We start from the raw sequence: 25392 nt of genomic DNA, 5'->3' as shown, positions 1-25392 counted from the left end.
GGACTGGTGGAGGATGAGGCTGCGTCTTGCCGTGTTCTTCCAGGCAGGGCATGACGCATGGATGACCGGATTGCCAACCCCTGCTGATGCGGCAGCCGCGCCGGGTGCTGCCATGATTTCCCTGACAGATCGTCGCCTCTGGTTGATTGGTCTGTACGGACTTGCAAGTGGTCTGCCCTTCCCGCTGTGCCACTTCACGCTGGGCCAGTGGATGAGCGATAGCGGCCTGTCCTTGCAGGCAATTGGTCTGTCTTCCCTGATCACCTTGGCCTATTCGCTCAAATTTCTCTGGTCGCCGGTTGCGGATTATGTCCGCCCGCCTGGCCCGTTGCGACGTCTGGGACGTCGGCGTGGATGGCTGCTGTTTGTGCAGGCGGTGCTGACAGCCAGCATCCTCGCCATGGCCATGACCGATCCCCATGCGACGCCTTTCCTCACCATCGGTCTGGCTGCCTCCATGGCGTTTTTTTCTGCCAGTCAGGACATTGTCATTGATGCATGGCGGATTGAGACTTTTGGCCGTCGCGGGCAAGGCCCTGCTTTGGCAGGCTATGTCTGGGGTTATCGCATGGCGCTGCTGATCGGCAATGCCGGGGTGATCGGGCTGGCCAGTCTGGCAGGCTGGCATGTGGCCCTGCTTGCCGTGGGTGCGCTGAGTGCGCTTGGCATGGTGGTGACGCTGCTGGCGACGGAACCGGCGATCCCGCCTATCCCTGAGACCGTGACGCTTGAGACAGGCTGGCAGCGGCGTCTGCATGCCATGAAAGCGCCGCTGGTGGACATGTTGCGCAAGCCATACAGCATCGCGGCGCTATGCTTCGTGACGCTGTTCCATCTGGGGGAGGCGCTGGCAGGAAAGATGTTGCCTCCTTATTACCGGGCCATGGGATATCAGAAGGCGGATGTGGCTCTTGCCAATACGCCATCCCTGTTCGCCGGTCTGGCGGGCGTGGCGGCGGGAGGCTGGCTTCAGCAGCGTCTGGGCACCATGCGGGCCCTGGTTCTGACCGGATGTATCCAGACCCTGGCGATCCTGATCTATCTGGCGCTTGGCTATGCGCAGGGCAGCCGGATGGCGTTGGTCGGCACAGTGGCGGTGGAGGCCTTTGTCGGTGGTCTGGCCAGCGCTTCTTTCCTGTCCTACCTGTCCGGCCTGTGCACACCCCGGCATAGCGCGACGCAATATGCCCTGCTGTCTTCGCTGTCCGCCCTGCCGTTGAATACGGTGGCGGGTGCGTCCGGATTTCTGGCGGTTTGGTTAGGCTGGCATGGTTTTTATGCCGCCTGCACGCTGTCGGCCTTGCCGGCGATGGCCATCATGATCTGGCTTGCAACCCGGCCGGATGCGGAGGATCAGGCAGAAGAAGCCGCCTGCCATTCGCGCCAGCCTTCCGCTCTCAGCGCGCAGGCCGGGCATTCCCCGCACCCATAACCCCATGGATGGCGCTGGCTGCGATCCCCCAGATAGCAGGTATGGGTTTCTTCCTCGATCAGGGCGACAAGGGTTGGTCCGCCCAGTGAGTGGGCCAGCGACCATGTCTCGGCCTTGGTCAGCCACATCAGCGGTGTTTCCAGCACGAAATGCGCCTCCATGCCGGTATTCAGCGCCAGTTGCATGGCCTTGATCGTATCGTCGCGGCAATCGGGGTAACCGGAGTAATCCGTTTCGCACATGCCCCCGACAATCCGGCGCAGCCCGCGCCGCCAGCCCAGAGCGGCGGCATAGGTCAGGAAAATCAGGTTGCGGCCCGGCACAAAGCTGGTTGGCAAGCCGCCCTGACCAATCTCGATCGGTGAACGTCCGGTTAGGGCGCTCTGCCCGACATGGTGCAGGGCATTGCCCAGATCCAGCACATGATCCTCACCCAGACGGCTGCCCCATTCAGCGCCGGAAAGGCCGCTCATTTGCGCGAGTGCCTTCCGCACCTGGCCCCGGCATTCCATTTCGACGCTGTGTCGCTGGCCGTAGGTGAAGCCGATCGTCTCCACATGGGCGAAGCGCTCCAGCGCCCAGGCGAGGCAGGTGGTGGAATCCTGCCCGCCGGAAAACAGCACCAGCGCATGGTCGTTGCGGGGCAGGGCGAGGCCGGGAATCGGTTTTGTCTCGGTCATACTCTCCCTCTGCCCGATTGCAGTGCCTATGATAAGCATTATGACGATTGATCTGACTGAACCGGAAATCCATCGCTATTCGCGGCACATCCTGTTGCCCGAAATGGGGGCGACAGGGCAGGCGCGCCTGAAAGCGGCCCGCGTGCTGGTTGTCGGGGCTGGCGGGCTGGGATCACCCCTGCTGCTGTATCTGGCGGCGGCGGGGGTTGGTACGATTGGGATCATCGACGATGACCGGGTCGAATTGTCCAACCTGCAACGCCAGATTGCGCACAGTACCGATCGGATCGGCATGCTGAAAGTCGATTCGGCCCGTCAGGCGACGGAGGCGATCAACCCGGAGGTCCGGATTGAAACGCATGTCGCTCGTCTCGACGAATCGAACGCGGCCTCGCTGATCGGTGCCTATGATCTGGTCTGTGATGGCAGCGACAATTTCCAGACCCGTTTTATCGTGGCGGATGCGGCTTTGCAGGCGCGGCGTACTCTTGTTTCTGCCGCAGTACTGCGTTTCGAGGGGCAGCTTTCCACGTTTCGCCCGCATCTCGATCCGGAAGGGCCGTGCTATCGCTGTCTGACGCCGGAGATTCCGCCGCGTGGAGCAGTGCCGAGCTGTGCGGAGGCCGGGATTCTCGGCGCCGTCACCGGTGTTCTCGGCAGTTTGCAGGCGACGGAGGTGATCAAGGAACTCTGCGGCATGGGCGAGAGCCTGTCAGGACGGCTGTTGATCTGGGAGGCTCTGGCCGGTCGTTTCCGCACAATACGCCTGCCGCGTGATCCCCATTGCCCGTCCTGCGGGGGGCTGCATGGCCGTGGATGAAACGCAGCAGACTCAGGGGTTTGGGCTGATCCTGCTCTCCGGCGATTACGCACGGGTTCATTTCGGGTTGAGCCTTGCCGCGGGTGCGGCGGCGCTGGGACGGAAGGTGGTGGTCTTTGCCAGCGCGGCTGCCTGCCCTGCCCTGATGCGGGACTGGAGCGCGCTTGAAGGTGCGGGCCGCGATGAGAATACCTGTGCGAAAGGCGTGGCCGGGCTGGAGGAGTTGCGGGACGCGCTGTCATTATTCAACATCCCGATGATCCTGTGCGAAGCGGGGCTGAAAATGGCTGATCTCATGCCGGAGGATGTGTTGCCCGGCGTGCGGATTGGTGGAATTGCCGGATTTCTGGAGGCCAGCCGGGGCTGCCAGATCGTGTCGATATGAGCGGAGACTGCATGCATAGCCGTTTGATGAGTTTTGATCTCCCCGTTCTGAAGCGGTCTGCCCGGGATGTCCTGTTGGCGGCATTCTACGCCGGTTCTGTGCTGGGTGTTGGGGACGCAGCCTATGCGCAGGGCAGTCCGGCAGTGAAGCATACCCCCCCAAGCCATCATCACAAGGCGACGACCCACAAAACGCCGGTGGTGTCTCCTCCGCATCATGGGGCGTCAGGGGATAAGGTCAAAGCTTCACCTTCTGCCAATGCCCATGCGACCGGCAAACATGTCCCCAAAACCGCCGCTGCTGCTGCGGCCGGAGCTGCGACAGCGGGCGCTGCTGCCGCAACGGCTGCGGCCCCGGCGGCGGAGGACAAGAACGCCAAACCCAAACCAACGCCGCCTGATCCGCACAAGGGATCGGCCACTGGTCTGCCGATTCCGCGCTTTGCTGCGTTGCGGGCCGATGAGGTCAATATGCGCGTGGGACCGGATACGCGTTATCCGATCGAGTGGGTTTATAAACGCCGCGAACTGCCGGTTGAGATCGTGCGTGAATTTCAGGTCTGGCGTCTGGTGCAGGATCAGGAAGGCGTCAAGGGCTGGGTGCATCAGGCGACACTGACTGGCCGCCGCACGTTCCTCACCCTCGGACAGAACCCGGTGACACTGCGCCGCCGGGCCGATGATGAATCCTCAGCCGTTGCCATTCTGAAGCCCGGCGTGGTGGGGCGGATACAGGACTGTGAAGCCAAATCGGAGTGGTGTCAGGTGCAGGTGAAATCCTATCGCGGCTATCTGCGCCGTTCCACGATGTGGGGGCTGCTGCCCGATGAGGTGATTACGCATTAAGCCCTCACCAAACTGAGCAAATGTTTCTTCTGATGATATTTATTTTCATATGAGTTGACATTCTGTCTGCTATGTTGTTTCATTCTTGACAGGATGAAGGCCGGGTGGATGGAAAGATGTGTGGCATTGTCGGGCTTTTTTTAAAGGATAAGGGGCTTCAACCGCTTCTCGGGCGGATGACAGCCGATATGCTGGGCACCATGACTGATCGCGGGCCGGACAGTGCCGGGATCGCGATTTATGGTGGCGGCAGTGCGGAGACGGTGAAATTCTCTCTCCGGGCCGAGGATGGATATGATTTCGCGGCGCTGGCCGCGCAGATGCAGGATGCGCTGAAAGTGAAGGTCGGTGTGAACCGACATGACACGCATGCGGTGTTCGTCATCCCAGCGTCCCGCGCCGATGAAGCAGCCATCTGGCTGCATGACGTTCCCGGTGTGGATGTGTTCGCACAGGGGCACCGGATCGAGCTGTATAAGGAAGTTGGTCTGCCCCGCAATGTCGCGCAGCGTTTCGGCATCGGCGACATGACCGGCACCCATGCGGTGGGTCATACCCGCATGGCGACGGAGTCCGCAGTCACAACCTGTGGTGCGCATCCGTTTTCGACCGGGATGGATCAGTGCCTGGTGCATAATGGTTCCCTGTCGAACCATGCTGGTCTGCGTCGTATGCTGAAGCGCGAAGGCATTCGCATCACAACCGAGAATGACTCGGAAGTGGCAGCGGGTTATCTCAGCCTGCGCATGCGGCAGGGCCTGTCGCTCGGGGATGCGCTGAAGTCATCTTTGAATGATCTTGACGGGTTCTTCACTTTTGTCGTTGGCACCGAGAACGGCTTTGCAGTTCTGCGCGATCCGGTGGCCTGCAAGCCAGCCGTGATGGCGGAAACCGATCAGTATGTCGCATTCGGATCAGAGTATCGCGCTCTTGCAGGGCTGCCGGGCATCAGGCAGGCCCGCGTGTGGGAGCCGGAACCAGCGACCGTCTATTTCTGGGAGCATCAGTGATGCCGTCCTTTGATCTGGCCACCACGCCATTACGTGAGCTGAACAGTGCGTTGCATGCACTTCATGAAACCACCAATGAAACCCACTGGACGGTTGCCAACCCGGAAGGCGCGCATGCCATTGCCGTTGGCCTGGATGCGCCGGTCTCTGTGGAGATTGACGGTAACGCCGGATATTACTGTGCCGGCATGAACAAGCAGGCTCATGTCGTTGTCAACGGTAATGTCGGCGTGGGTATAGCGGAAAACATGTTATCCGGCTTTGTGCATGTGAAAGGTGATGCCTCGGCTTCGGCGGGCGCGACTGCATGGGGCGGCATTCTGCGCATTGACGGTAATGCATCGTCCCGCTGCGGTATTTCCATGAAAGGTGTGGAGATCGTTGTCGGTGGCAGCATTGGCCATATGAGCGCCTTCATGGGACAGGCCGGTCGTCTGGTCGTGTTCGGTGATGCCGGAGAAGCCTTGGGCGACAGCCTTTATGAGGCACGTCTGTTCGTGCGCGGATCAGTGAAAAGCCTTGGCACTGACTGTATCGAAAAAGAAATGCGTGACGAGCACAAGCAGGAATTATTCGACCTGTTCAAGCGTGCCGGACTGGAAGGGCAGGTCGATCCTGCTGAATTCCGTCGCTATGGATCGGCGCGCCGTCTTTATAATTTCCATCTCGATAACGCGGGAGCTTACTGACATGACCGCATCCCCGCCCAGACAGGATGACGCCCTGTGGACCCCGCCGCGTGCATCCTCGACATTTGATGAATATACGATTGGCCAGATTCGTCGCGCCGCCGCCACCGGCATCTACGACATACGCGGTGGCGGCGCGAAACGCCGGGTTCCGCATTTCGATGATCTGCTGTTCGTGGGTGCTTCGATCAGCCGCTATCCGCTGGAAGGGTATCGCGAGAAATGCGGTACGGATGTGTGGCTTGGCACGCGGTATGCCAAAAAGCCGATTCACCTGAAAATTCCTGTCACCATCGCAGGCATGAGTTTTGGTGCGCTGTCCGGTGCAGCGAAGGAAGCTCTGGGACGCGGTGCGACAACTGTCGGTACCTCCACCACCACGGGTGATGGTGGTATGACACAGGAGGAGCGGGGACACAGCCAGACACTGGTCTACCAGTATCTGCCCAGTCGCTATGGTATGAATCCCGATGATCTGCGCCGCGCCGATGCGATCGAGATTGTGATTGGTCAGGGTGCCAAACCGGGCGGTGGCGGTATGTTGCTCGGCCAGAAAATTACTGATCGCGTTGCGAAGATGCGCTGCCTGCCGCCCGGCATCGACCAGCGTTCGGCCTGTCGCCATCCTGACTGGACTGGCCCGGATGATCTGGAAATCAAAATTCTGGAACTTCGCGAGATTACCGGTTGGGAAAAGCCGATTTACGTAAAGGTCGGTGCGTCCCGCCCGTATTACGACACAGCGTTGGCTGTGAAAGCTGGTGCCGATGTCGTGGTGCTGGACGGTATGCAGGGCGGCACGGCGGCGACGCAGGAAGTGTTCATCGAAAATGTCGGCCTGCCTATTCTGGCCGCCATCCGTCCGGCAGTGCAGGCGTTGCAGGATCTGGACATGCATCGCAAGGTGCAACTGATCGTCTCTGGCGGTATCCGCATGGGGGCCGATGTCGCGAAAGCGCTGGCGTTGGGTGCTGATGCGGTGGCGGTCGGAACCGGTGCACTGATTGCGCTGGGTGATAATGATCCTGCGCTGGAAGAGGAATATGCCAAGCTCGGCACCACTGCCGGGGCTTATGATGACTGGCATGAGGGGCGCGACCCGGCTGGTATCACCACGCAGGATCCGGCTCTGTCAGCGCGGCTTGATCCGGTGTTGGGTGGCCGGCGTATCGCCAACTATCTTTCTGTGTTGACGCTGGAAGCGCAGACGATTGCCCGGGCTTGCGGTAAGAGCCATGTGCATAATCTGGAACCGGAAGACCTCGTTGCCCTGACTATGGAGGCCGCTGCGATGGCACGGGTTCCACTGGCTGGCACGAACTGGATTCCCGGCCTTCAGCCGGGCTGAGACACGATGATGGACTGAAATGGCTGGCACAGTTCCTTGTGCCAGCCATCACAAAATCATAACCGGTACAAAACAGCCGGGAAACGCCGATTACAGGGTTGATCATGTCGCCCGTTGCCACATTTCATGGCCCCGTTTTCTGCCTGCATGAAACGGGCGTGAAATCATCATTGGTAACGGGTCCGGGTGCATTGACAGCCGCATGAAGCAGGCCGTCCTGGAGAGGAAAACGCCAATGGCGACCATCTTGTCAGAGGAAGCGAAACAAAGGGGTATTCGCTATTTCCTTATATCCTATGTCGATCTTTTTGGTACCAACCGGGCAAAACTGGTACCAGCCGCGGCGATTGATGGCATGGCTAAATCAGGCGCGGGTTTCGCGGGTTTCGCAAGCTGGCTTGATCTGACGCCTGCTCATCCCGACGTGAATGCGGTTCCTGATCCGGACAGCCTGATCCAGCTGCCGTGGAAGCCGGAAGTCGGTTGGCTGGCCGCCGATTTGCATATGGATGGCAAGATTCTGCCACAGGGGCCACGCAACGTTCTGAAGAAAATGAAACAGGATGCTGCGGAAAAAGGAATTACACTGAAAACCGGTGTAGAGCCTGAATTTTTCCTGCTGGATCCATCCGGCACGTCCATCGGCGACATGCTCGATACCTCCAGCAAACCTTGTTATGATCAGGGTGCTTTGATGCGCCGTTATGATGTGATCAGCGAGATATGCGATTACATGACAGCACTTGGCTGGGGACCATATCAGAACGATCATGAGGATGGAAACGGCCAGTTCGAGATGAACTGGAATTATGCTGATGCTCTGGTAACCGCTGACCGCACCACCTTTTTTAAATATATGGTGCGTACCATTGCAGAAAAGCACGGTCTGCGGGCCACCTTCATGCCGAAACCGTTCCTGAACCGTACCGGAAGCGGCTGCCATATGCATATGTCGCTGTGGAACGGGGAGAGCAATCTTCTGTCTGATCCAGGCGATTCACGCGGGCTTGGTCTGTCTGCGCTGGGGTATCATTTTATCTCCGGCCTGATGGAATGTTCTGACGCGCTATGTGCGATTACCAATCCGACGGTGAATTCCTTCAAGCGGATTATCGCACCGCCCGGCCTGTCAGGATCAACCTGGGCGCCGAATACGGTGACCTATGCCGGTGACAACCGCACGCACATGATCCGTGTGCCAGCGGGGGGGCGGATGGAAATCAGGCTGCCTGATAATGCGTCCAATCCCTATCTGCTGCCTGCCGCTATTCTGGCTGCGGGATTGTACGGGATCGAGACGAAAGGCGACCCCGGAGAACCGCTGGATATCGACATGTATCGGGATGCCGCGACGCTCGATAATGTGCGCAGGCTGCCGGGTAATCTGCTGGATGCGTTGCGCGCCCTGAAAAATTCGGAAGTTATCCGTGCGGCGTTCGGTCCTGATGTGGTAGACAGTTATGTCAAGCTGCGGCAGCGGGAATGGGATGAATACATGTATCACCTCACCGATTGGGAGCGGCAGCAGACACTGGATTGCTGAGTCCTGAGCGGGTGCAGATAAAGGGGAGCTGAAGCTCCCCTTTTTTGATGGAGCGGGTCAGCCTGCTAGCGCCAAAGTCTTTTGTGCCAGTGCAATAGCCCCTTCACGGGTTTTGGCACCACCGACAAAGCGGCGTACATGCACGAAGACGGCATCTGCCACACCGCTGACGGCAGCGAGATCAGTACCCTGTAGACCGGCCCAGCTTTCCGGCAAAGGCAGGCGCTGGGCAAAGGAACCGGGTTCTGGCGGCACGGTATCGACCATCCAGTTGCCATTGGAGGCAGGCGAGACAGCCAGTAATACCGGCAGATCATGGCTGAACACGACATTTTTCCACGGCATGCCGTTCTCCAGCACCAGCAGGCGTTTATCATCAGCCGCCGCATGCGCCGCCAGCACCAATGCTTCAGCCTGAAGCTTGGAGCGCTGGATATCGACCTGGCGTGCCAGCACACCAGCCACCATGGCGGTTGCATGCTGGAAAGCTTCATCTCCGGCCGTGGGTCCGTTGGCTTCCGCGCTGTCCCAAGGCGGGTTGAAATCGCCGACGAGCGCTGCAAGATCGAAAGAGTTACGAACAACCGGGCCTGACGCTGAAACACCATTGTCGATTTCGTCAATGCGCTTCACCAGTTTTCCATCCAGGGCCGTGGCGATGGCAGGGGCGAAGGCAGCATCCTGCGGCGTGAGCAGGGAGGTGACGGCACGTTCCCCATATATCTGCCAGACCAGCCCGGCAGAGGAAAAAGGCGTGCCATCCGCCCGCACAGGTGCGCCGATCTGATGATGATCAAACCGGTTATTGGAAGGATCCGAGATCAGCCCGACATCAAAAACGATATCGCCGGTTTCGATCAGCTCCGGCTTGCGAGTGCGTAGAAGAACATGGTCCTCACCCGGTCTGGAAAGACCGAGCGCAAAACGCAATACGGCGTAGGCGAATACCTCGTCGCAATGGAACTTGCCGCTATGGGTAATCAGCAGCGGGGTTATCTTATCGGTCATGAAAGTCCTGAAAATCTTCAGATGTTAAACATCGCGCGGCTTGTGCGCTGTTGAAAAGATTACACCAGCACGGAGCTCAGTTTTTGCAACAGCGTATCCATGCTGAACGGCTTGGCCAGAATATCCAGATTTTCCTGTAAGGATGTGCTTGGCCTGTCTGTAGCGTGAGAGGTGCAGTCATATCCCGTCATCAAAAGGACGGGCAGGTCAGGGATGAGTGACAGGGCCTCTGCCACCAGTTCCCGACCATTCATGCTACCGGGCAGGCCAATATCGGTAATCAGACCGTCAATCCTGTCTCCATTCTGCAGAGTGGTTTTCAGCAGCATCAGTGCTGCTGCGGCATGATCGGCCAACACGGTTTTATATCCCTGATCCTGAAGAGTTTCCTTGATCAGGTGTCGGATGGACTCTTCATCATCCACGACCATGATTGTACCGCTGGCTGTATGACCTGATGAAGTCGAGGTGGATGCAGGAAAACCTGTCATCTGTCCGGTATGCTGGGCAGTGGAAAGATCACCGTGATAACAGGGAAAATAAAGACGGATCGTTGTTCCTGAGCCGGGGGACGATTTCAGTCGCACATGGCCGCCCGTCTGTTTGATGAAACCGTAAATCATCGACAGGCCAAGTCCGGTTCCCTGACCAATCGGTTTTGTCGTGAAGAACGGATCGAAAGCGCGCCTCATGACATCCTCAGTCATTCCTATGCCGGTATCCTGCACGGTGATGACCACGTAATCACCGGGCTGAAAATTGGAGAGTGCGCTGTCAAGCCATGTTTCATTTACTTCGCTGACATGCCGCTCCGGTATCTTTATTATGCCTGTTTCCATGATCAGGGTTCCACCCTGCGGCATGGCATCGCGTGCATTGATCACCAGATTCAGCAATCCGTTTTCCAGCTGATTGGGATCACATTGAATCAATGCAGGCATTGACTGAAAAATGGTCTGAACCTGAATGGAAGGGCCACAGATGCTCCTGATCAGTTCAGCCATGCCCGTCATCAGGGTTGCCGGATCAAGCGTGCGTGGTGACAGGGTCTGGCGACGTGAAAAAGCCAGAAGACGGTGAGTCAGGGATGCGCCTCGTTCCACCGCTTTATGGGCTGTGGCAATATAGCGGGGCAGGGATTGCAGACGTCCACGATCCAGATTGGTCTGCATCAGTTCCAGACTGCCGCTGAGGGCTGTCAGCAGATTATTGAAATCATGTGCAATGCCACCTGTCAGTTGCCCGACCGCCTCCATTTTTTGTGACTGGTGCAACTGGGCTTCCAGTTCCTTGCGGTGTTCTTCGGCTGAGATGAGGTCTGTAACATCGCGTCCTGTTGCATAGATCAGCCCGTCAAATGGCACGGCATTCCATGAAATCCAGCGATAGCTGCCATCGACATGCAGAATACGGACAGGCTGGCTGACAACCGTCTGTCCTTGCCGCATCTGTTCCATTGAGTGTTCAACTTCCGGCAGATCATCCGGGTGGCACAATGTATCAATGGGGTTTTCGATATCCTTGATGTTGTCCCAGCCCAATATTGCTTCCCAGGCCGGATTGATGCTCAGGATGCCGCCATCGTACCGGAGGATGGCCAGAAGATCGCGGGACAGGCACCAGATGCGTTCCAGTTCCTGCACCTGGTGGGCGATTTCCTGTTCCAGTCCCTGGCTGCGGACAGCGAGGGCCTCCCGGATGTTCCGTTCCACATCGATATCCGTGCAGCTGCCGAACCAGCGGAGTGGTTCACCTGTGGGATCGGGTTCCGGTTGTGCCGTGAGCAGAAACCAGCGATAGACCCCGCTGCGATGACGCATGCGGTACTCACATTTCAGGCTGCCCTCCTGCCTTGCCGCAGCCCAGGCGGTGAGGAGAGTCTGGCGGTCATCCGGATGGACGAAACTCATCCACCGGCCTTTCTGAAGAAGATGTCGGGTCGACCGACCGCTGAAATGCTCCCATTTCTCGCTGACGTATAAAATATCTCCCTGCTGATCGGTCATCCAGATGATTTGCGGCAGGGTTTCCGTCATCAGCCGGAAACGGGCTTCACTGTATTTCAGGGCCTGCTGGGCCTCCCGTGCTTCAGTAATGTCGCGGGAGACGGCCATCAGGCGCGTTATGCTGCCTTTTTGATCCAGCAGGGGCGTGATGGTTATGTCCCAGTGTGAGGCTTTCCCCTGGCTGTTGAGGGTGGTTCCTTCCAGACGGCCGACACCGCCTGACCGTGCTTTCGCAATGGCCGTCAAGGCCTGGGAGCGCACAGGATCGTCCCATAAATGCGGCCAGGATTGGCCAATGATATGGGAAGGATCGGAGATGCCCAGCGCCTTGAGGCCAGCATTGCTGATGAACAGCAGTTTCCCGTCTGTCGTCAGAATTTTCATACAGTCGGGAGACGTGCCCAGCAGTTCCAGAAAGTCGCCCTGTTCGGGGACACGCCCGTTATGGTCGGATTGATCGTCGGGGGGATCGCTCTGCATGCCCGCCAGCCGGGCGAGGGCGAGCAGCCGGTCAGTCTGTGCAGGGGAGAGCGTGCGGGCTGTCGCCCCCATGACGCATAATGCGCCCTGCTTACGTCCAGAAGGGGTTATAACGGGGTGGCCGGCGAAAAAAGCAGGCCGGATCATATCAGAGGGCAGCGCCTCATCCCGAAGATGGGTGACCAGTTCTTCACCTGCCATAACGGCCTTTGCCAGTGCAGGCAGAGAGGTATGAGGAAGAAAAGGCAGGTTCCCCTGTTCTGCGCCATGAATGTCCAGGAACGGGGCCTGGCCGGGGATGGTGTTGATAGAGAGCACTGCACACTCTGCATCGCAGGCCAATGCGGCCAGTGCGGCAATGCCTGCACAGCCTTTATGACGGTCAGGTGTCAGTGTTTCCGGATCCGGCTTGATGGCCCCTTCACCGGATGAGGTGTCCTTGATGACGTTCAGGAAAAAGACCCTTCTTCAAGCCCTGCCATGAAACATAGCGTATCATAAGGAGAATAATGGGTAGTCTGATTGTGACGCCTGACTGAGTAAGCGCATCATCGCGGAAACGAAAGCTTTATAAATCAGAATCCGAACGAAACTTTTTTCGTATTGCTGCTACGGAGATTTTTATACCGGGACAGAGCCAGCAATGGGAAAAACTGTCTGTAACCGTGATATTTCAGGTAGAAGACCCGTGGGAAGCCAACCGCCGTATAGGCTGCTTCATCCCATTCCCCATCCGGCTTCTGGGTAGCTTGCAGATAAGCAATGCCGCGCTGTGTCGCCTCATGTTCGGCTTCCCCTGCGGCCATGAGACCGATCAGCGCCCATGCGGTCTGGCTGGGGGTGCTTTCCTTGTAACGGCCGGGCTGCGCGCCGGAGGCAGGATCATAGGTTTCCTCATCCTCGCCCCAGCCGCCATCCTCGCGCTGTGTTGCCAACAGGAAATTGACCGCGCGCCTGATGGCCGGGTCATCATGTGGCACGCCGGCAGCATTCATGGCGCAGAGTACGGACCATGTGCCATAGATATAGTTGGTCCCCCAGCGGCCGAACCAGCTTCCATCGGCTTCCTGCTCCTTGCGCAGCCAGGCCATGGCACGGTCGATCACGGGTTTGTCTTCCGGATTACCCAGTTGGGCGAGGAAGGAAATGCAGCGTGCCGTCACATCGGCGGTCGGCGGATCAAGCAAGGCGCCATGATCGGCGAAGGGGATGTGGTTCAGATAATCCTTGTCATTATCGGCATCGAACGCCCCCCAGCCGCCGTCGCGGCATTGCAGCCCGATGATCCAGTGACGCGCTTTCCGGATGCTCTCCTCATGTGCCGGATCACCCTGCCGGTGCAGCAGCATGGCCACGACCGCGGTATCGTCCACATCGGGGTAATGAGCATTGTTGTACTGGAAGGCCCAGCCACCTGGCTGGACACCAGGGCGGATTTCGGCCCAGTCGCCGACCACATCGGTGATCTGACGGTTCCGCAGCCAGTCACAGGCGGCTGCCACCCCCGGCGAGATGGCACCTTCCGCCTCCGCCATGGCATGGCCGGACAGGCCGGTGTCCCAGATAGGGGAGAGGCAGGGCTGGCAATAGGCCTCATCATCCTTGATGACCAGCAGCTTGCGGACGCTTTCCCATGCGATTGCAGCTTCCGGATGGTCGGGGCTGTAGCCCAGCACATCATACATCATCACGCTGTTGGCCATGGCAGGGTAGATCGCGCCCAGCCCGTCCTCTCCGTTCAGGCGTTCTCTCACGAAATCCACCGCCAGACGGATGCTGCGCGGGCGCAGGGGTTTCAGCGCCACCGGCTCCACAACACGAAGTATGCTGTCCAGATATTTGAAGACATATCCCCATCCGGACCGGAACGGACCGCGGATCCAGTCCCTGATATGCTCAGGATCATTCAGGAACAGCTCCCGCACATGCACATTGCGCGGATTGCGGGCCTGCGGCTTGCGGTCCATCAGCACCAGCAGCGGCGCGATCACGGTGCGCGACCAGTAGCTGACTTTCCACATATTGATGGGAAACCATTTGGGCGCGATCATCAGCTCGGCGGGCATGACCGGTACACCGCGCCAGGGAATTTGCCCGAACAGCGCCAGTTGAATCCGGGTGAAGACATTGCTGCGCTCTGCCCCGCCTGCGGCCAGAATGGCTTCGCGGGCGCGGCGCATATGCGGCGCATCCGGATTGTCACCAATCGCTTTCAGCGCGTAATACGCCTTGACGCTGGCTGAAAGATTGAAGGCTCCTTCGTGAAAGAGCGGCCAGCCGCCATGATCGCCCTGAATCCGCCGCAGATACACACCGATCTTGTGCTCCAGATCGGTGTCGATCCGATCCAGAAAATGTTCGAGCAGCACATATTCCGCCGGAATAGTGGCGTCGGCCTCCAGTTCAAAAACCCAATGTCCGTCGGTTTGCTGCTTGCGATGCAGGGCCATGCTGGCACGCAGCACAGCCTGTTCCAGCATATCGCCAGAGATGGCTTCAGAAGCCAGATCGGCAGGAATGTCTTTTGGCATTGGGTCAGTCCGGTAGTAGCATTTTGACAGCTATCGAACCGGACCTGATGGCACCTTCAATTGTTGCAGGCAAGCCGGTTGCGGTCCAGTCCCCTGCGAGAGCCAGATTGGTGATGCCGCGTTGCAACATGAAGCCAGCCTGCGGCCGGCGTGCATTCTGTTCGGGGGAGGCCAGGAAGGTCGCGCGTTTTTCGCGTACGATACGCAGCTTCGGCATGGGTCCCTGCTGACCGGTGGCGCGCCGTATGTCGTCCCAGACGCGCGCTGGCACGTCCGGATCATCCAACAGATGATTGGCCGCGCTGATGGTGACAGAGATCACCTCGGGCCGCCGGAAAATCCATTCTGCCGTGCCGCCGACCACGCCGATGAACCCTGCTCTGACAAAAGCAGGGTTGGTGGATGGAGCAGCCGGCGTGCGGAAATGCAGATTGATAATGGCTTCATGCTGGTCCGGCACGGTCAGTTCAGGCAGCAGATCGGCAGCTACCCAGGCCGGAACAGCCAGAATGACCTTGTCAGCCGGTCCCAGCCTGATATCCCCCAGCGTGGCGACGCGCCCATTCTCGATGGTGAGGGATGGGATGCGGTGGCCCAGCCGGATTTCCGCCCCCAATGCGGACAGACGGGTCAGCGCGGGATCAACGAAACTTTCTGACATACCCTCCCGCGGAATGGCGGGAATGCAGGCGGAACCACCTTCAGCGAGGGTTTCGCGGATGATGGCTCCGAACAGGCTGGCGCTGGCTTCATGCGGGCGGGTATTCAGGGCAGACACCGAAAGAGGCTCCAGCAACCGCCGAAACAGAGGTTCCGGCAGGGTCAGATCCTGCACTGTTGCGATTTCCGGAGCGCCTATGATGCGCAGCAGGGAGAGATAGTCCCGCACTCTTGTGCCCGCGACACGGGCTTGACGCTTCAGCAGCCATAGCGGCAGGCGGCCACGGCCCGGCTGCACGGCCCAGAATGAGCCATCAGAAAGATCGGCGAAGGGAAACAGGGGTTTTCCCGGGCCACTAAGACTGTCACCCGCACCGATCCGTTTCAGGAAACCATGCGCCGCCCGGTTGCCGGACAGCAGCAGATGGTTGCCATTGTCGATCCTGCAACCCAGCTCCTTGTCGAAATAGGAGCGACAGCGCCCGCCTGCCTGACGGCTTGATTCATACAGCGTGACACGCAGACCGCGCTCGGCGAGGTCGAGGGCTGCGGACAGTCCGGCCAGACCGCCACCGACAATATGGAACATGGGTGATGAACAGGTTGAATGTGACACGCGCACACGGATGCGCGGAGAGACGCGTAAAGTAAAGTCTCAGGGTGAGGGGCTGATTTTCCGGCCAGAGCCGAGATCGTCACGGAACAGGTCAATCAGAGGCTGCACCAGTTCGAGATTCTTGTCAGAAGTATTACCAAATACGGCAATCTCGGCATTCCCCAGGGCAGGCAGCGAGTCGATCTCTTTCAGCCCGTTCGGGACATTGGAGCGACCGATGGGGATAATGCACAGCCCTTCCTGCACAAAGGCAATGATGCCCAGCAGGCTGGTTGAGGTATAGCGCAGCTCATGTGGAATACGCGCACGGGACAAAACATCCAGTGCCCGTTCCCGGAACATGCATCCTGTCGAGAGGGTTGCCAGCGGTAGCGGCTTGTCCCGCTCCGGCATCCGGAAATCGTGAGCGGCGACCCAGACCATGGTTTCGGTCCAGATCGGCATCCCCATTGTGTCACCGGCGCGGCGTCTGCCGATCACCAGATCGAAGCGCCCTTCATCGCAGGCGGTGCGGAGTTCAGTGCAGCGGCCTACCTCCACTTCCAGCCTGACTTCGGGATAGGTGCGATGAAAGCGCCCCACAATCTGCGCCAGATGATGGGGCAGGAAATGATCTGCGACACCCAGCCGTAAATGCCCTTTGATCGGGCTGGCCACCAGCCGCCGTACGGCCTCATCATTCAGGGATAGCAAGCGGTGCGTGTAAGCCAGCAGTATGTCCCCATCCGGCGTCAGGGCCAGGTGGCGGCTGGAGCGATCGAAAACCCGGCGATTGATCAGGTCTTCCAGCCGTTTGATTTTCAGGCTGATTGCGGATTGCGTGAGTCCCATCACCTGACCGGCGGCGGTAAAGCCCCGTTCCGCCGCCACGCAGGCAAAGCAGCGGAGAAGATCAAGATCGAGATCAGGATAATTCACTTCAGGCTGCTCCTGCGGCAGCACTGATCTCCGGTGTGAAGAAAGAACTGCCTGATGCAACGGATGGGTAGAACCATAAGAAATGCAAATGATTCTACCCGCGTCAATCAGGAAATTTTATCTTTCTTGCCCGGTATGGCCTTAAAGATCGTCCCATCCACCGCCGGAATCGGACCATCCTGAATCGCCGCTGTCACCCCAGCCGCCCTGATCAGCACCAGTGTCGTTCTGAAGACTGCCCCAGTCATCTCCGCCGGGGGCTGCGCCACCTGCATCGCCACCCGTGCCCCAGACGCCGCTGTCACCCCCGGCACCGAATCCGGCCCCCGGATCGGCATGTTCATGGCCGGAGAACAGGCCGGTCAGCATATTGCCGACCACCATACCGCCCGCCACGCCCGCGGCGGTGGTCAGGGCTGAGCCAAGGAATCCGCTTCCGCCGCGTTGAAAGGGAGGCTGGGCATATCCTGGTTGGGCATAGCCCGGCTGGGTATATCCGGGTTGGGCGTAACCTTGCGGCGGCGGAGGCTGGAAGGCTGGCCGCTGTGGGGCGGAGGGTTGGCCGCCACCGAACAGAGAGCTGAAAAACCCGCCACGAGACTGACCGCTCTGCTGCTGAAGCGCCTGCACCTGTTGTTGCAGTTGCTGAACCTGCTGTTGGAGGGCCTGAATTTTTTTACCGGCCTCGGCCAATGCGTAATCCTGCACATAGGCGGTCTGGGTCAGTCGGTAGCGGGCTTCGGGATAGCGGGTGAAAAGCTGGCCGATCAACGCATCGGCATCGCGATCGACGGGCGGCAGCGTTTGTACCGCTGTTCCCGGCGCAGTCTGTGCGCCGCTGACCCGCTCGATGAAGCGGGTGATGATCTCGCGTTCCTGGTCGTTCATGTCCGGCCGCTCTCCTGACGATGTCCCCTCAATGCCTGGCATGAGGGTGCTGGACGAAACATGGCGCGGCATCAGGCGGCGATCAAGACGCCCCCGTCAGGATGGGCAGGACAAGCGCCATCCTGACGGGCCAGACGGGATCAGCCTTCGTTCACCTGACGGATCCACTCACCGAGATTGTAGTGGTTGGAAATCCGGGCCACCTTGCCGTCACGGATGGTGAAGAAAGCACCGGCGGGCAGGGTGTAACGCTGGCCACGGGCCGGCGCGGTGCCTTCCGGCACACCGGGATCCGTCTTCAAATATTCACCGTGCACGATGAATTCGGAGGCCGCGAACTGGCCGGTCGATTCGGTCATCACGCGCAGCAGCTCGATCCGCTCGCGGTAGCAATTGTTCATGTGGGCGAGGAAGCGGGAGAAGGCTTCCTTGCCGACTTCCTTGTCGCCCTGACTGATATCGTGTTCCACATCATCGGTCAGCAGGGCCAGGAAAGCGGCCTCGTCACCGGCGTTGAAAGCTTCGTAATACGCGCGGATCAGCGCGTCGGCGGTCTGGGTCATGGTTGATCCTCACTCGTTACGGATTGCCGTCGGGAGCGACAGCTTATAGCGTGCGCGGCTTCTCGCTTCTCGGAACCATGCCCGTCAATGCCTGACAAACCCAGCTTCCAGGATCTGATCCTCCGCCTGCATGCTTTCTGGTCGAAAGCAGGCTGCGTTATCTTGCAGCCTTACGACGTCGAGATGGGTGCAGGCACATTTCATCCAGCCACGACACTGCGCTCGTTGGGCCGCAAACCCTGGCGTGCCGCTTATGTGCAGCCCAGCCGCCGCCCGACCGATGGCCGTTATGGCGAAAATCCGAACCGGCTTCAGCATTATTACCAATATCAGGTCATCATGAAACCCAGCCCGGAAACTGCGCAGTCCATGTTGCTGGACAGCTATCGTGCCATCGGAATCGACCCGGCGCTGCATGACATCCGCTTTGTCGAGGATGACTGGGAAAGCCCGACGCTTGGCGCATGGGGGCTGGGCTGGGAAGTCTGGTGCGACGGGATGGAGGTCGGCCAGTTCACTTATTTCCAGCAGGTTGGCGGCATTCCGGTCGATCTGCCCAGTTTCGAGATGACATACGGGCTGGAGCGTCTGGCCATGTATGTGCAGGACGTGGAAAACGTCTACGATCTTGATTTCAACGGGCAGGGCGTCACCTATGGCGACGTGTTCCTGCGGGCGGAGCGTGAATACAGCGCGCATAATTTCGAGCATGCGAATACCGAGATGCTCTCCCGCCATTTCATCGACGCGGAAAAGGAATGTGCCGCGCTGGTAGGGCAGGGGCTGGCCTTGCCAGCCTATGACCAGTGCATCAAGGCCAGCCATCTGTTCAATCTGCTGGATGCGCGCGGTGTCATCAGCGTGACGGAGCGGGCTGCCTATATTGCCCGTGTGCGCAGCCTGGCGAAAAGCTGTGCCGAAGCGTGGCTGGCGGGTGGAGGTTAGGGCGTTTCGGCCCTGATGTCCGGCTTTCTTCCATAGCTGAAAAATTTTCTACCATTCCTTTGGCATTCCCTCTGGACGATGGTAGAAGAGGTGAGGTAGCGTCTACCTGCAACGGCGGGATGTCTACCATCATGGCGCAGCTCAATATCAAAAGTGAGGATGCCTACGTGCTGGCAACCGAGCTTGCTGCGCTGACCGGCGAAAGCATGACCATGGCGGTGACGGAGGCGCTGCGGGAGCGTCTGGAGCGTGAGCGCCGCCTGCGTGACCGTGTGTCCCGTCTCCAGCGCCTTACCGTCCTTGCGGCGGATATCCGCGCCCATATGCGCGGTCGGGTCAGTTCCGATCATAGCGCGCTGTATGCCGAGGGCGGATTGCCGCTGTGATCATCGATACCTCCGCATTGCTGGCGATTGTGCTGGGGGAGCCTGATGGCCAACGCTATCTGGAGGCGTTGGTCTCGGCCGAGCGCCCCCGCATGTCGGCCGCCAACTGGCTGGAGGCGAGTATGATGGTCGAGGAAAAAGGCGGTCGCCTTGCCGGCCTCCGCTTTGATGAATTCATCCGCGCCGCCGGGATCGAGATCGTCCCCGTCAGCGCTGAACAGGCAACGGTGGCGCGCGGTGCGTGGCGTTATTTCGGCCGATTCCGTCATGCACACCGGCTGAATTACGGTGACTGCCTGGCCTATGCTCTCGCCAAGACCGAAGGTGACAGGCTGCTCTATAAAGGGCGGGATTTCGATCATACCGACATCGAGCCAGCCACCCAGCCCGAAGAAACCGTATTGCAAGATATCCAGGACTGATCCCGATGCCCGAATTACTGCTGGAATTGTTCAGCGAGGAAATCCCCGCCCGTATGCAGGTCAAGGCTGGCGAGGATCTGGTGCGGCTGGCCGGAGAGGCGCTGGCTGATCTGTCGCCGCGTGATCTGCGCTGGCATGTCGGTCCCCGGCGTCTTGCTTTGACCGCGACGGTGGAGGCAGGTGTGCCCGCCCGCTCCGGCAATGAGCGCGGTCCACGGATCGGTGCGCCTGAACAGGCTCTGGCCGGGTTTCTGCGCAAACATGGCGCGGATCGGTCAGCCCTGCGTGAAGAGGGCGATTACTGGGTGCTCGATACGTCCAGCCCGGGCCGTGAAGCGGCGGCCCTGATTGCCGAGGTGATTCCGGCGCTGCTGTGGAAATTTCCCTGGCCGAAATCCATGCGCTGGGGTGGGTCGAGCCTGTTTACATGGGTTCGTCCTCTCCGCCGTATTCTCTGCCAGCTGGATGGTGTGGTGGTGCCGTTTTCGCTCGTTCAGGGTGATGATGACGGGCATGGGCTGCGCTCCGGCGATGAGACGGAAGGGCATCGCTTCCTGTCTCCCGGTGCCGTGAAGGTCCGTGGTGTCGCTGAATGGCAGGCGGCGCTGGCCGAACGGCATGTAGTACTGGATGTTGAGGAACGCCGCCGTCGTGTGGCGGAGGGCATCGCCCGCGTTGCCGCCGCTCATGGGCTGAGTGTGGTGGATGATCCCGGGCTGGTCGATGAGGTGGCCGGGCTGGTGGAATGGCCGGTGCCGCTGCTGGGCCGGATCGACGATCAGTATATGTCTCTGCCTGCGGAGGTGATGCAGGTCTCCATGCGGGTCAACCAGCGTTATTTCGCGCTGCGCGATGCCGAGGGCAAAGCCGCCCCTTATTTCGCCTTCATCGCCAATATCGAGGCCACCGATCAGGGCCGCGCCATTATTGCTGGTAATGAGCGTGTGCTGCGCGCCCGCTTTGCCGATGCACGCCATTTCTGGGATCAGGACCGCAAGGAACCGCTGGCCTCCCGGCTGTCTGTGCTGGAGCGTGTGACCTATCACGCGAAGCTCGGCAGTCAGGCCGCTCTGGTGGCGCGTCTGCGGCGGCTGGCGCGGGAAATCGCGCCGCTGGTAGGGGCGGATGCACGCGATGCGGACGGGGCGGCGCTGCTGGCGAAGGCTGATCTGACCACCGGCATGGTGGGGGAATTTCCGGAATTGCAGGGCGTCATGGGCCGCTATTACGCGCTGCATGACGGGGAGTCGCCGTGGATCGCCGATGCCATCCGTGATCATTACGCGCCGAAAGGCCCGTCCGATCCGGTGCCGGATGCGCCGGTCTCGATCGCGGTCGCTCTGGCGGACAAGATCGACCGGCTGGCGATGTTTTTTTCCATCGGGGAGGCTCCGACCGGCTCCGGCGATCCGTTCGCGCTGCGGCGTGCGGCGCTGGGGATCATCCGCATCATCCGTGAAAACGGGTTGCGGCTGCCGCTGGGTCGTCTGTTCGCCTTTGCCTCCGATCAGGCGCCGGTGGCCGATCTGCTGGCGTTCATGGCTGAGCGTCTGCGCGTGCAGTTGCGCTCCGAAGGGGCGCGCCATGACGTGCTGGCGGCGGTGTTCGCGGTGCATGCCGATGATACGGCGGAAGGGGCGGGCGATATTGTGCGCCTGCTGGCGCGCGCCGATGCGGTTGCGGCCCTGTTGGGCAGTGAAGATGGCGCAAATCTTCTAGCGGCCTACAAACGGGCCGCCAATATTCTGCGTATCGAGGATCGGAAGGATGGGCCCCATACCGGCGCCCCTGACGATACTCTGCTGGCAATGCCGGAAGAGCATGCTCTGGCCGGCGCGTTGAAAGAGGCGGAGCCGGCGGTCATCGCTGCACTGGATGCGGAAGATGACGCCACCGCCATGGCATCCCTCGCCCGCCTGCGTGGAGCGCTGGATGCGTTTTTCGATCAGGTCACCGTCAATGCGGAGGAGCCAGCGCTCCGTCGTAACCGGCTGCGCCTGTTGTCCCGTTTGCGTGACACGATGAACCGTGTTGCCGACTTCTCCCGTATCGAAGGCTGAAGGAGCCTGATCCATGACACAATGGGTTTACGGTTTTGGTGCTGGTCGCAATGAAGGACGCGCGGATATGCGCAACCTTCTGGGTGGCAAGGGCGCCAATCTCGCGGAAATGGCCAGTATCGGCCTGCCGGTGCCCCCCGGCTTTACCATCACCACCGAGCTGTGTACCGAGTTCTACCGGAATGATCGTCGCTACCCCGACGATCTGGCAGCCCAGGTCAAGGAAGGGTTGCAGCGGGTCGAACAGGCTGTCGGCCTGACCTTCGGCGACCGGACCAATCCGCTGTTGGTCTCCGTTCGCTCCGGTGCGCGGGTTTCCATGCCGGGTATGATGGATACGGTGCTGAATCTCGGCCTGAATGATCAGACGGTCGAGGGGCTGGCGCGGGCTTCCGGGGATGACCGGTTCGCATGGGACAGCTATCGCCGTTTCATCCAGATGTTCGGCAGCGTCGTGCTCGGTGTCGATCATCACCGGTTCGAGGAAATCATCGAGCACATCAAGCTCGACCGCAACGTGATTGAGGATACGGCTCTTGATGCCGCTGACTGGCGCAAGGTCGTGGCCGGTTACAAGGACATGGTGCTGTCCGAGACCGGCAAGCCCTTCCCTCAGGATCCGGAAGAGCAGCTTTGGGGTGCGATCGGTGCGGTGTTCGGCAGCTGGATGAACCCGCGTGCCATCACCTATCGCCGCCTGCACGAGATCCCTGCCGATTGGGGCACCGCCGTGAATGTACAGGCGATGGTGTTCGGTAATATGGGCGAGGATTGCGCCACCGGCGTGTGCTTTACGCGGGATCCATCCACCGGCGAGAATATTTTCTACGGTGAGTTCCTGGTGAATGCGCAGGGCGAGGACGTAGTGGCCGGCATCCGTACCCCGCAGCCGCTGTCGAAGGCCCGTGCCAAGCCCGGCGAGCGCAGCATGGAAGAAGCGCTGCCCAAGGCGTACGAAGAACTCTGTCAGGTCCGCGAAACGCTGGAAAAGCATTACAAGGACATGCAGGACATCGAATTTACGGTGCAGCGGAACACGCTGTACATGTTGCAGACCCGCAGCGGCAAGCGTACTGCCGCAGCATCCCTGCGCATCGCCGTGGAGATGGCGAATGAAGGCCTGATCGACCGGAATGAGGCGGTCAAGCGCGTCAATCCGGCATCGCTGGACCAGCTTCTGCATCCGACGCTTGATCCGAAAGCACCGCGCACAGTGTTCTCCCGTGGCCTGCCGGCCAGCCCTGGTGCGGCTTGCGGTGCGGTGGTGTTCAATGCTGATGAAGCGGAGATGCGCGCTGCCAAGGGCGAGGCGGTGATTCTGGTCCGGATCGAGACCTCGCCGGAAGATATTCACGGTATGCATGCCGCCAAGGGCATTCTCACCACGCGCGGCGGTATGACCAGCCACGCGGCGGTGGTGGCGCGCGGCATGGGCCGTCCCTGTGTCGCCGGTGCAGGCGGTATTCAGGTTGATTATGGCACTCAGGAACTGTCGGCCAACGGCATCACTATCCGCGAGGGTGAGATCGTGACCCTCGATGGTGCGACGGGCGAGGTGTTTGTCGGCCCGGTGGCGATGATCGAGCCGTCTCTGTCCGGTGATTTCGCCACGCTGATGGAATGGGCGGACAGCGCCCGCCGCATGAAGGTGCGGGCCAATGCGGAAACGCCGCTGGATGCGGAAACGGCCCGTAAATTCGGCGCGGAAGGCATCGGATTGTGCCGGACGGAGCATATGTTCTTTGATCCGGAGAGAATCGGTGCCGTCCGTCAGATGATCATGGCCGCCGATGAGCGTGGCCGCCGTCTGGCGCTGGAGAAGCTGCTGCCGTTCCAGCGCAAGGATTTCACGGATCTGTTCCGCATCATGCAGGGCCTGCCGGTGACGATCCGTCTGCTCGATCCGCCGCTGCATGAATTCCTGCCGCATAACGAGGAAGATCTGGCCGAGGTTGGTGCCGCGCTGGGGGTTGATCTGGACACCATTCGTCGTCGTGCTGCCGAACTGGCGGAAGCCAACCCGATGCTGGGTCATCGTGGCTGCCGTCTCGGTATTTCCTTCCCGGAAATCTACGAGATGCAGGCACGGGCGATTTTCGAGGGTGCCCTGGCCATCGCCGAGGAGACTGGTAATGCACCGGTGCCGGAAGTGATGGTGCCGCTGGTGGGTATCAAGCGTGAGATCGAGATCGTGCGTGCTCAGATCGAAAAGGTTGCGGCGGAGGTATTTTCCCGTGCAGGCCGGACGCTGGATTATACGATCGGCACGATGATCGAGCTGCCGCGTGCGGCCCTGTCGGCTGATACGATTGCCAACAGCGCTGATTTCTTCAGCTTTGGTACCAACGATCTGACGCAGACCGTGTTCGGTCTGTCGCGTGACGATGCCGGCAAGTTCCTGCCGCATTACGTAGAAGCGGGCATTCTGCCGAAAGACCCGTTCATCTCACTGGATGAGGAAGGGGTCGGCTATCTGATCGAGATTGCCGCAAAAAAAGGCCGCGTGGCCAAGCATGGTCTGAAGCTTGGCATTTGCGGTGAGCATGGTGGCGACCCGTCCTCGATCGCGTTCTGCGAAAAGGTTGGTCTGGATTATGTCTCCTGCAGCCCCTATCGCGTACCGGTGGCACGGCTGGCCGCGGCTCAGGCGGCGCTGGGCGCAGGTGGTGATCGCACGGCCTGATCACTCTGCGTGTTCAGTCTGAAACGGATCCGGCGGGGCCTTTGGGCCTCGCCGTTTTTGTTTCGTTGGGCAATCGGTAAAGGGAGATTAAAACCCTGTCATCAAGCCACCATTCCACGGTCATGTGGAATGGGGCATGATATGATCATGAACAGCCGCATACCATCATGTATCTGTACCTGGATGGGTTCCGCCCTGCTTGCGGTGGTGCTGGGAAGTGGCGTGACACCCGGGCTGGCGGATGCGCCTCAGTTGATTACCTCCGATACACTGGATTACTGCCAGCAGTTGCAGCATAAGGTGGCCCGACAGGAAGCGCATTTTGTGCTCGGCGCTCCCCCGTCTGATGTGACGCAACTGGCCGATCAGGGGCGGCATCTGTGTGATCAGGGGCATGTACGCGGGGGTATTCTGCGTCTGCGTAAGGCCCTGCTGATTCTTCGCCATGCAGAGAAGGCGGCCCGCTGACGACGC

22 protein-coding genes are annotated in these 25392 nt (G+C 60.0%); 14 read left to right on the top strand and 8 right to left on the bottom strand.

Annotated features, from left to right (window positions below; all coding sequences use genetic code 11):
* Nucleotides 1-13 precede the first annotated feature (13 nt).
* On the top strand, nucleotides 14-1432 hold the full coding sequence (locus GbCGDNIH8_RS10985) for an AmpG family muropeptide MFS transporter (protein ID WP_072573219.1): 1419 nt from the start codon (nucleotides 14-16) through the stop codon (nucleotides 1430-1432).
* On the opposite strand, the gene queC is transcribed toward GbCGDNIH8_RS10985, so the two are convergent.
* A complete protein-coding gene (queC, locus tag GbCGDNIH8_RS10980; protein WP_072573218.1) occupies nucleotides 1354-2112 on the bottom strand; it encodes a 7-cyano-7-deazaguanine synthase QueC in 759 nt (252 codons plus the stop codon). The genes GbCGDNIH8_RS10985 and queC overlap by 79 nt on opposite strands.
* A 40-nt stretch (nucleotides 2113-2152) precedes the next feature.
* Here queC and GbCGDNIH8_RS10975 point away from each other — a divergent pair, with 40 nt between their 5' ends.
* From GbCGDNIH8_RS10975 to glnT, 7 genes are all read left to right on the top strand, one after another.
* Nucleotides 2153-2932 carry a HesA/MoeB/ThiF family protein gene (locus tag GbCGDNIH8_RS10975; RefSeq protein ID WP_072573217.1) on the top strand — a complete coding sequence of 260 codons (780 nt, stop codon included), beginning with the start codon at nucleotides 2153-2155 and terminating at the stop codon, nucleotides 2930-2932.
* Complete coding sequence (locus tag GbCGDNIH8_RS10970) at nucleotides 2919-3317, top strand: hypothetical protein (protein WP_072573216.1); 399 nt, start codon at nucleotides 2919-2921, stop codon at nucleotides 3315-3317. The genes GbCGDNIH8_RS10975 and GbCGDNIH8_RS10970 overlap by 14 nt, the downstream gene beginning before the upstream one ends.
* A gap of 11 nt (nucleotides 3318-3328) precedes the next feature.
* Nucleotides 3329-4162 (top strand): SH3 domain-containing protein, encoded by an 834-nt coding sequence (locus GbCGDNIH8_RS10965; protein WP_253736030.1) that lies wholly within the window; start codon nucleotides 3329-3331, stop codon nucleotides 4160-4162.
* 116 nt (nucleotides 4163-4278) lie between these two features.
* Nucleotides 4279-5172, top strand: coding sequence for a class II glutamine amidotransferase (locus GbCGDNIH8_RS10960; RefSeq protein WP_072573215.1), 894 nt, complete (start codon nucleotides 4279-4281; stop codon nucleotides 5170-5172).
* A complete protein-coding gene (locus tag GbCGDNIH8_RS10955) occupies nucleotides 5172-5861 on the top strand; it encodes a protein glxC (protein ID WP_072573214.1) in 690 nt (229 codons plus the stop codon). Before GbCGDNIH8_RS10960 ends, GbCGDNIH8_RS10955 begins: the two co-directional genes overlap by 1 nt.
* A gap of 1 nt (nucleotide 5862) precedes the next feature.
* Nucleotides 5863-7209 carry an FMN-binding glutamate synthase family protein gene (locus GbCGDNIH8_RS10950; protein WP_072573213.1) on the top strand — a complete coding sequence of 449 codons (1347 nt, stop codon included), beginning with the start codon at nucleotides 5863-5865 and terminating at the stop codon, nucleotides 7207-7209.
* 235 nt (nucleotides 7210-7444) lie between these two features.
* On the top strand, nucleotides 7445-8752 hold the full coding sequence (glnT, locus tag GbCGDNIH8_RS10945; RefSeq protein ID WP_072573212.1) for a type III glutamate--ammonia ligase: 1308 nt from the start codon (nucleotides 7445-7447) through the stop codon (nucleotides 8750-8752).
* Between the two features lie 57 nt (nucleotides 8753-8809).
* Here the strand turns inward: glnT and GbCGDNIH8_RS10940 are convergent, their stop codons facing one another.
* The 7 genes from GbCGDNIH8_RS10940 to GbCGDNIH8_RS10910 all read right to left on the bottom strand — a co-directional run bounded on the left by GbCGDNIH8_RS10940 (nucleotide 8810) and on the right by GbCGDNIH8_RS10910 (nucleotide 18422).
* Nucleotides 8810-9760: an MYG1 family protein gene (locus GbCGDNIH8_RS10940; protein WP_072573211.1), complete on the bottom strand. Its 951-nt coding sequence runs from the start codon at nucleotides 9758-9760 to the stop codon at nucleotides 8810-8812.
* Between the two features lie 59 nt (nucleotides 9761-9819).
* On the bottom strand, nucleotides 9820-12564 hold the full coding sequence (locus GbCGDNIH8_RS10935; RefSeq protein WP_157692635.1) for a hybrid sensor histidine kinase/response regulator: 2745 nt from the start codon (nucleotides 12562-12564) through the stop codon (nucleotides 9820-9822).
* Between the two features lie 257 nt (nucleotides 12565-12821).
* Complete coding sequence (shc, locus tag GbCGDNIH8_RS10930; RefSeq protein WP_072573209.1) at nucleotides 12822-14777, bottom strand: squalene--hopene cyclase; 1956 nt, start codon at nucleotides 14775-14777, stop codon at nucleotides 12822-12824.
* A gap of 4 nt (nucleotides 14778-14781) precedes the next feature.
* The gene (gene hpnE, locus GbCGDNIH8_RS10925) at nucleotides 14782-16026 is read right to left on the bottom strand and encodes a hydroxysqualene dehydroxylase HpnE (protein ID WP_072573208.1); all 1245 of its coding nucleotides are present in this window, start codon (nucleotides 16024-16026) and stop codon (nucleotides 14782-14784) included.
* A gap of 66 nt (nucleotides 16027-16092) precedes the next feature.
* Nucleotides 16093-16971 carry a LysR family transcriptional regulator gene (locus tag GbCGDNIH8_RS10920; RefSeq protein ID WP_253736029.1) on the bottom strand — a complete coding sequence of 293 codons (879 nt, stop codon included), beginning with the start codon at nucleotides 16969-16971 and terminating at the stop codon, nucleotides 16093-16095.
* Between the two features lie 141 nt (nucleotides 16972-17112).
* Entirely contained in the window at nucleotides 17113-17859 is a 747-nt protein-coding gene (locus GbCGDNIH8_RS10915) for a DUF2076 domain-containing protein (protein ID WP_072573206.1), read from the bottom strand.
* A 140-nt stretch (nucleotides 17860-17999) separates the two neighbouring features.
* Nucleotides 18000-18422 carry a ketosteroid isomerase-related protein gene (locus GbCGDNIH8_RS10910; protein WP_072573205.1) on the bottom strand — a complete coding sequence of 141 codons (423 nt, stop codon included), beginning with the start codon at nucleotides 18420-18422 and terminating at the stop codon, nucleotides 18000-18002.
* 87 nt (nucleotides 18423-18509) lie between these two features.
* On the opposite strand from GbCGDNIH8_RS10910, the gene GbCGDNIH8_RS10905 reads away from it, so the two are divergent.
* The 6 genes from GbCGDNIH8_RS10905 (at nucleotide 18510) to GbCGDNIH8_RS10880 (ending at nucleotide 25386) form a co-directional block, all read left to right on the top strand.
* The gene (locus GbCGDNIH8_RS10905; protein ID WP_011632802.1) at nucleotides 18510-19367 is read left to right on the top strand and encodes a glycine--tRNA ligase subunit alpha; all 858 of its coding nucleotides are present in this window, start codon (nucleotides 18510-18512) and stop codon (nucleotides 19365-19367) included.
* A 131-nt stretch (nucleotides 19368-19498) separates the two neighbouring features.
* Entirely contained in the window at nucleotides 19499-19753 is a 255-nt protein-coding gene (locus tag GbCGDNIH8_RS10900) for a type II toxin-antitoxin system VapB family antitoxin (protein ID WP_072573825.1), read from the top strand.
* Nucleotides 19750-20175 carry a type II toxin-antitoxin system VapC family toxin gene (locus GbCGDNIH8_RS10895; protein WP_072573204.1) on the top strand — a complete coding sequence of 142 codons (426 nt, stop codon included), beginning with the start codon at nucleotides 19750-19752 and terminating at the stop codon, nucleotides 20173-20175. Before GbCGDNIH8_RS10900 ends, GbCGDNIH8_RS10895 begins: the two co-directional genes overlap by 4 nt.
* Before the next feature lie 5 nt (nucleotides 20176-20180).
* Nucleotides 20181-22235 carry a glycine--tRNA ligase subunit beta gene (gene glyS, locus GbCGDNIH8_RS10890; protein ID WP_072573203.1) on the top strand — a complete coding sequence of 685 codons (2055 nt, stop codon included), beginning with the start codon at nucleotides 20181-20183 and terminating at the stop codon, nucleotides 22233-22235.
* A 13-nt stretch (nucleotides 22236-22248) separates the two neighbouring features.
* A complete protein-coding gene (ppdK, locus tag GbCGDNIH8_RS10885) occupies nucleotides 22249-24918 on the top strand; it encodes a pyruvate, phosphate dikinase (RefSeq protein WP_072573202.1) in 2670 nt (889 codons plus the stop codon).
* A gap of 147 nt (nucleotides 24919-25065) precedes the next feature.
* Nucleotides 25066-25386 (top strand): hypothetical protein, encoded by a 321-nt coding sequence (locus GbCGDNIH8_RS10880; protein ID WP_157692634.1) that lies wholly within the window; start codon nucleotides 25066-25068, stop codon nucleotides 25384-25386.
* Nucleotides 25387-25392 lie beyond the last annotated feature (6 nt).

The organism is Granulibacter bethesdensis, from assembly GCF_001889545.1.
In the GTDB taxonomy this organism is placed as follows: domain Bacteria; phylum Pseudomonadota; class Alphaproteobacteria; order Acetobacterales; family Acetobacteraceae; genus Granulibacter; species Granulibacter bethesdensis_B.
The sequence above is the reverse complement of the archived record's forward strand: the minus strand, read 5'-3'. Positions and strand labels throughout refer to the sequence as shown.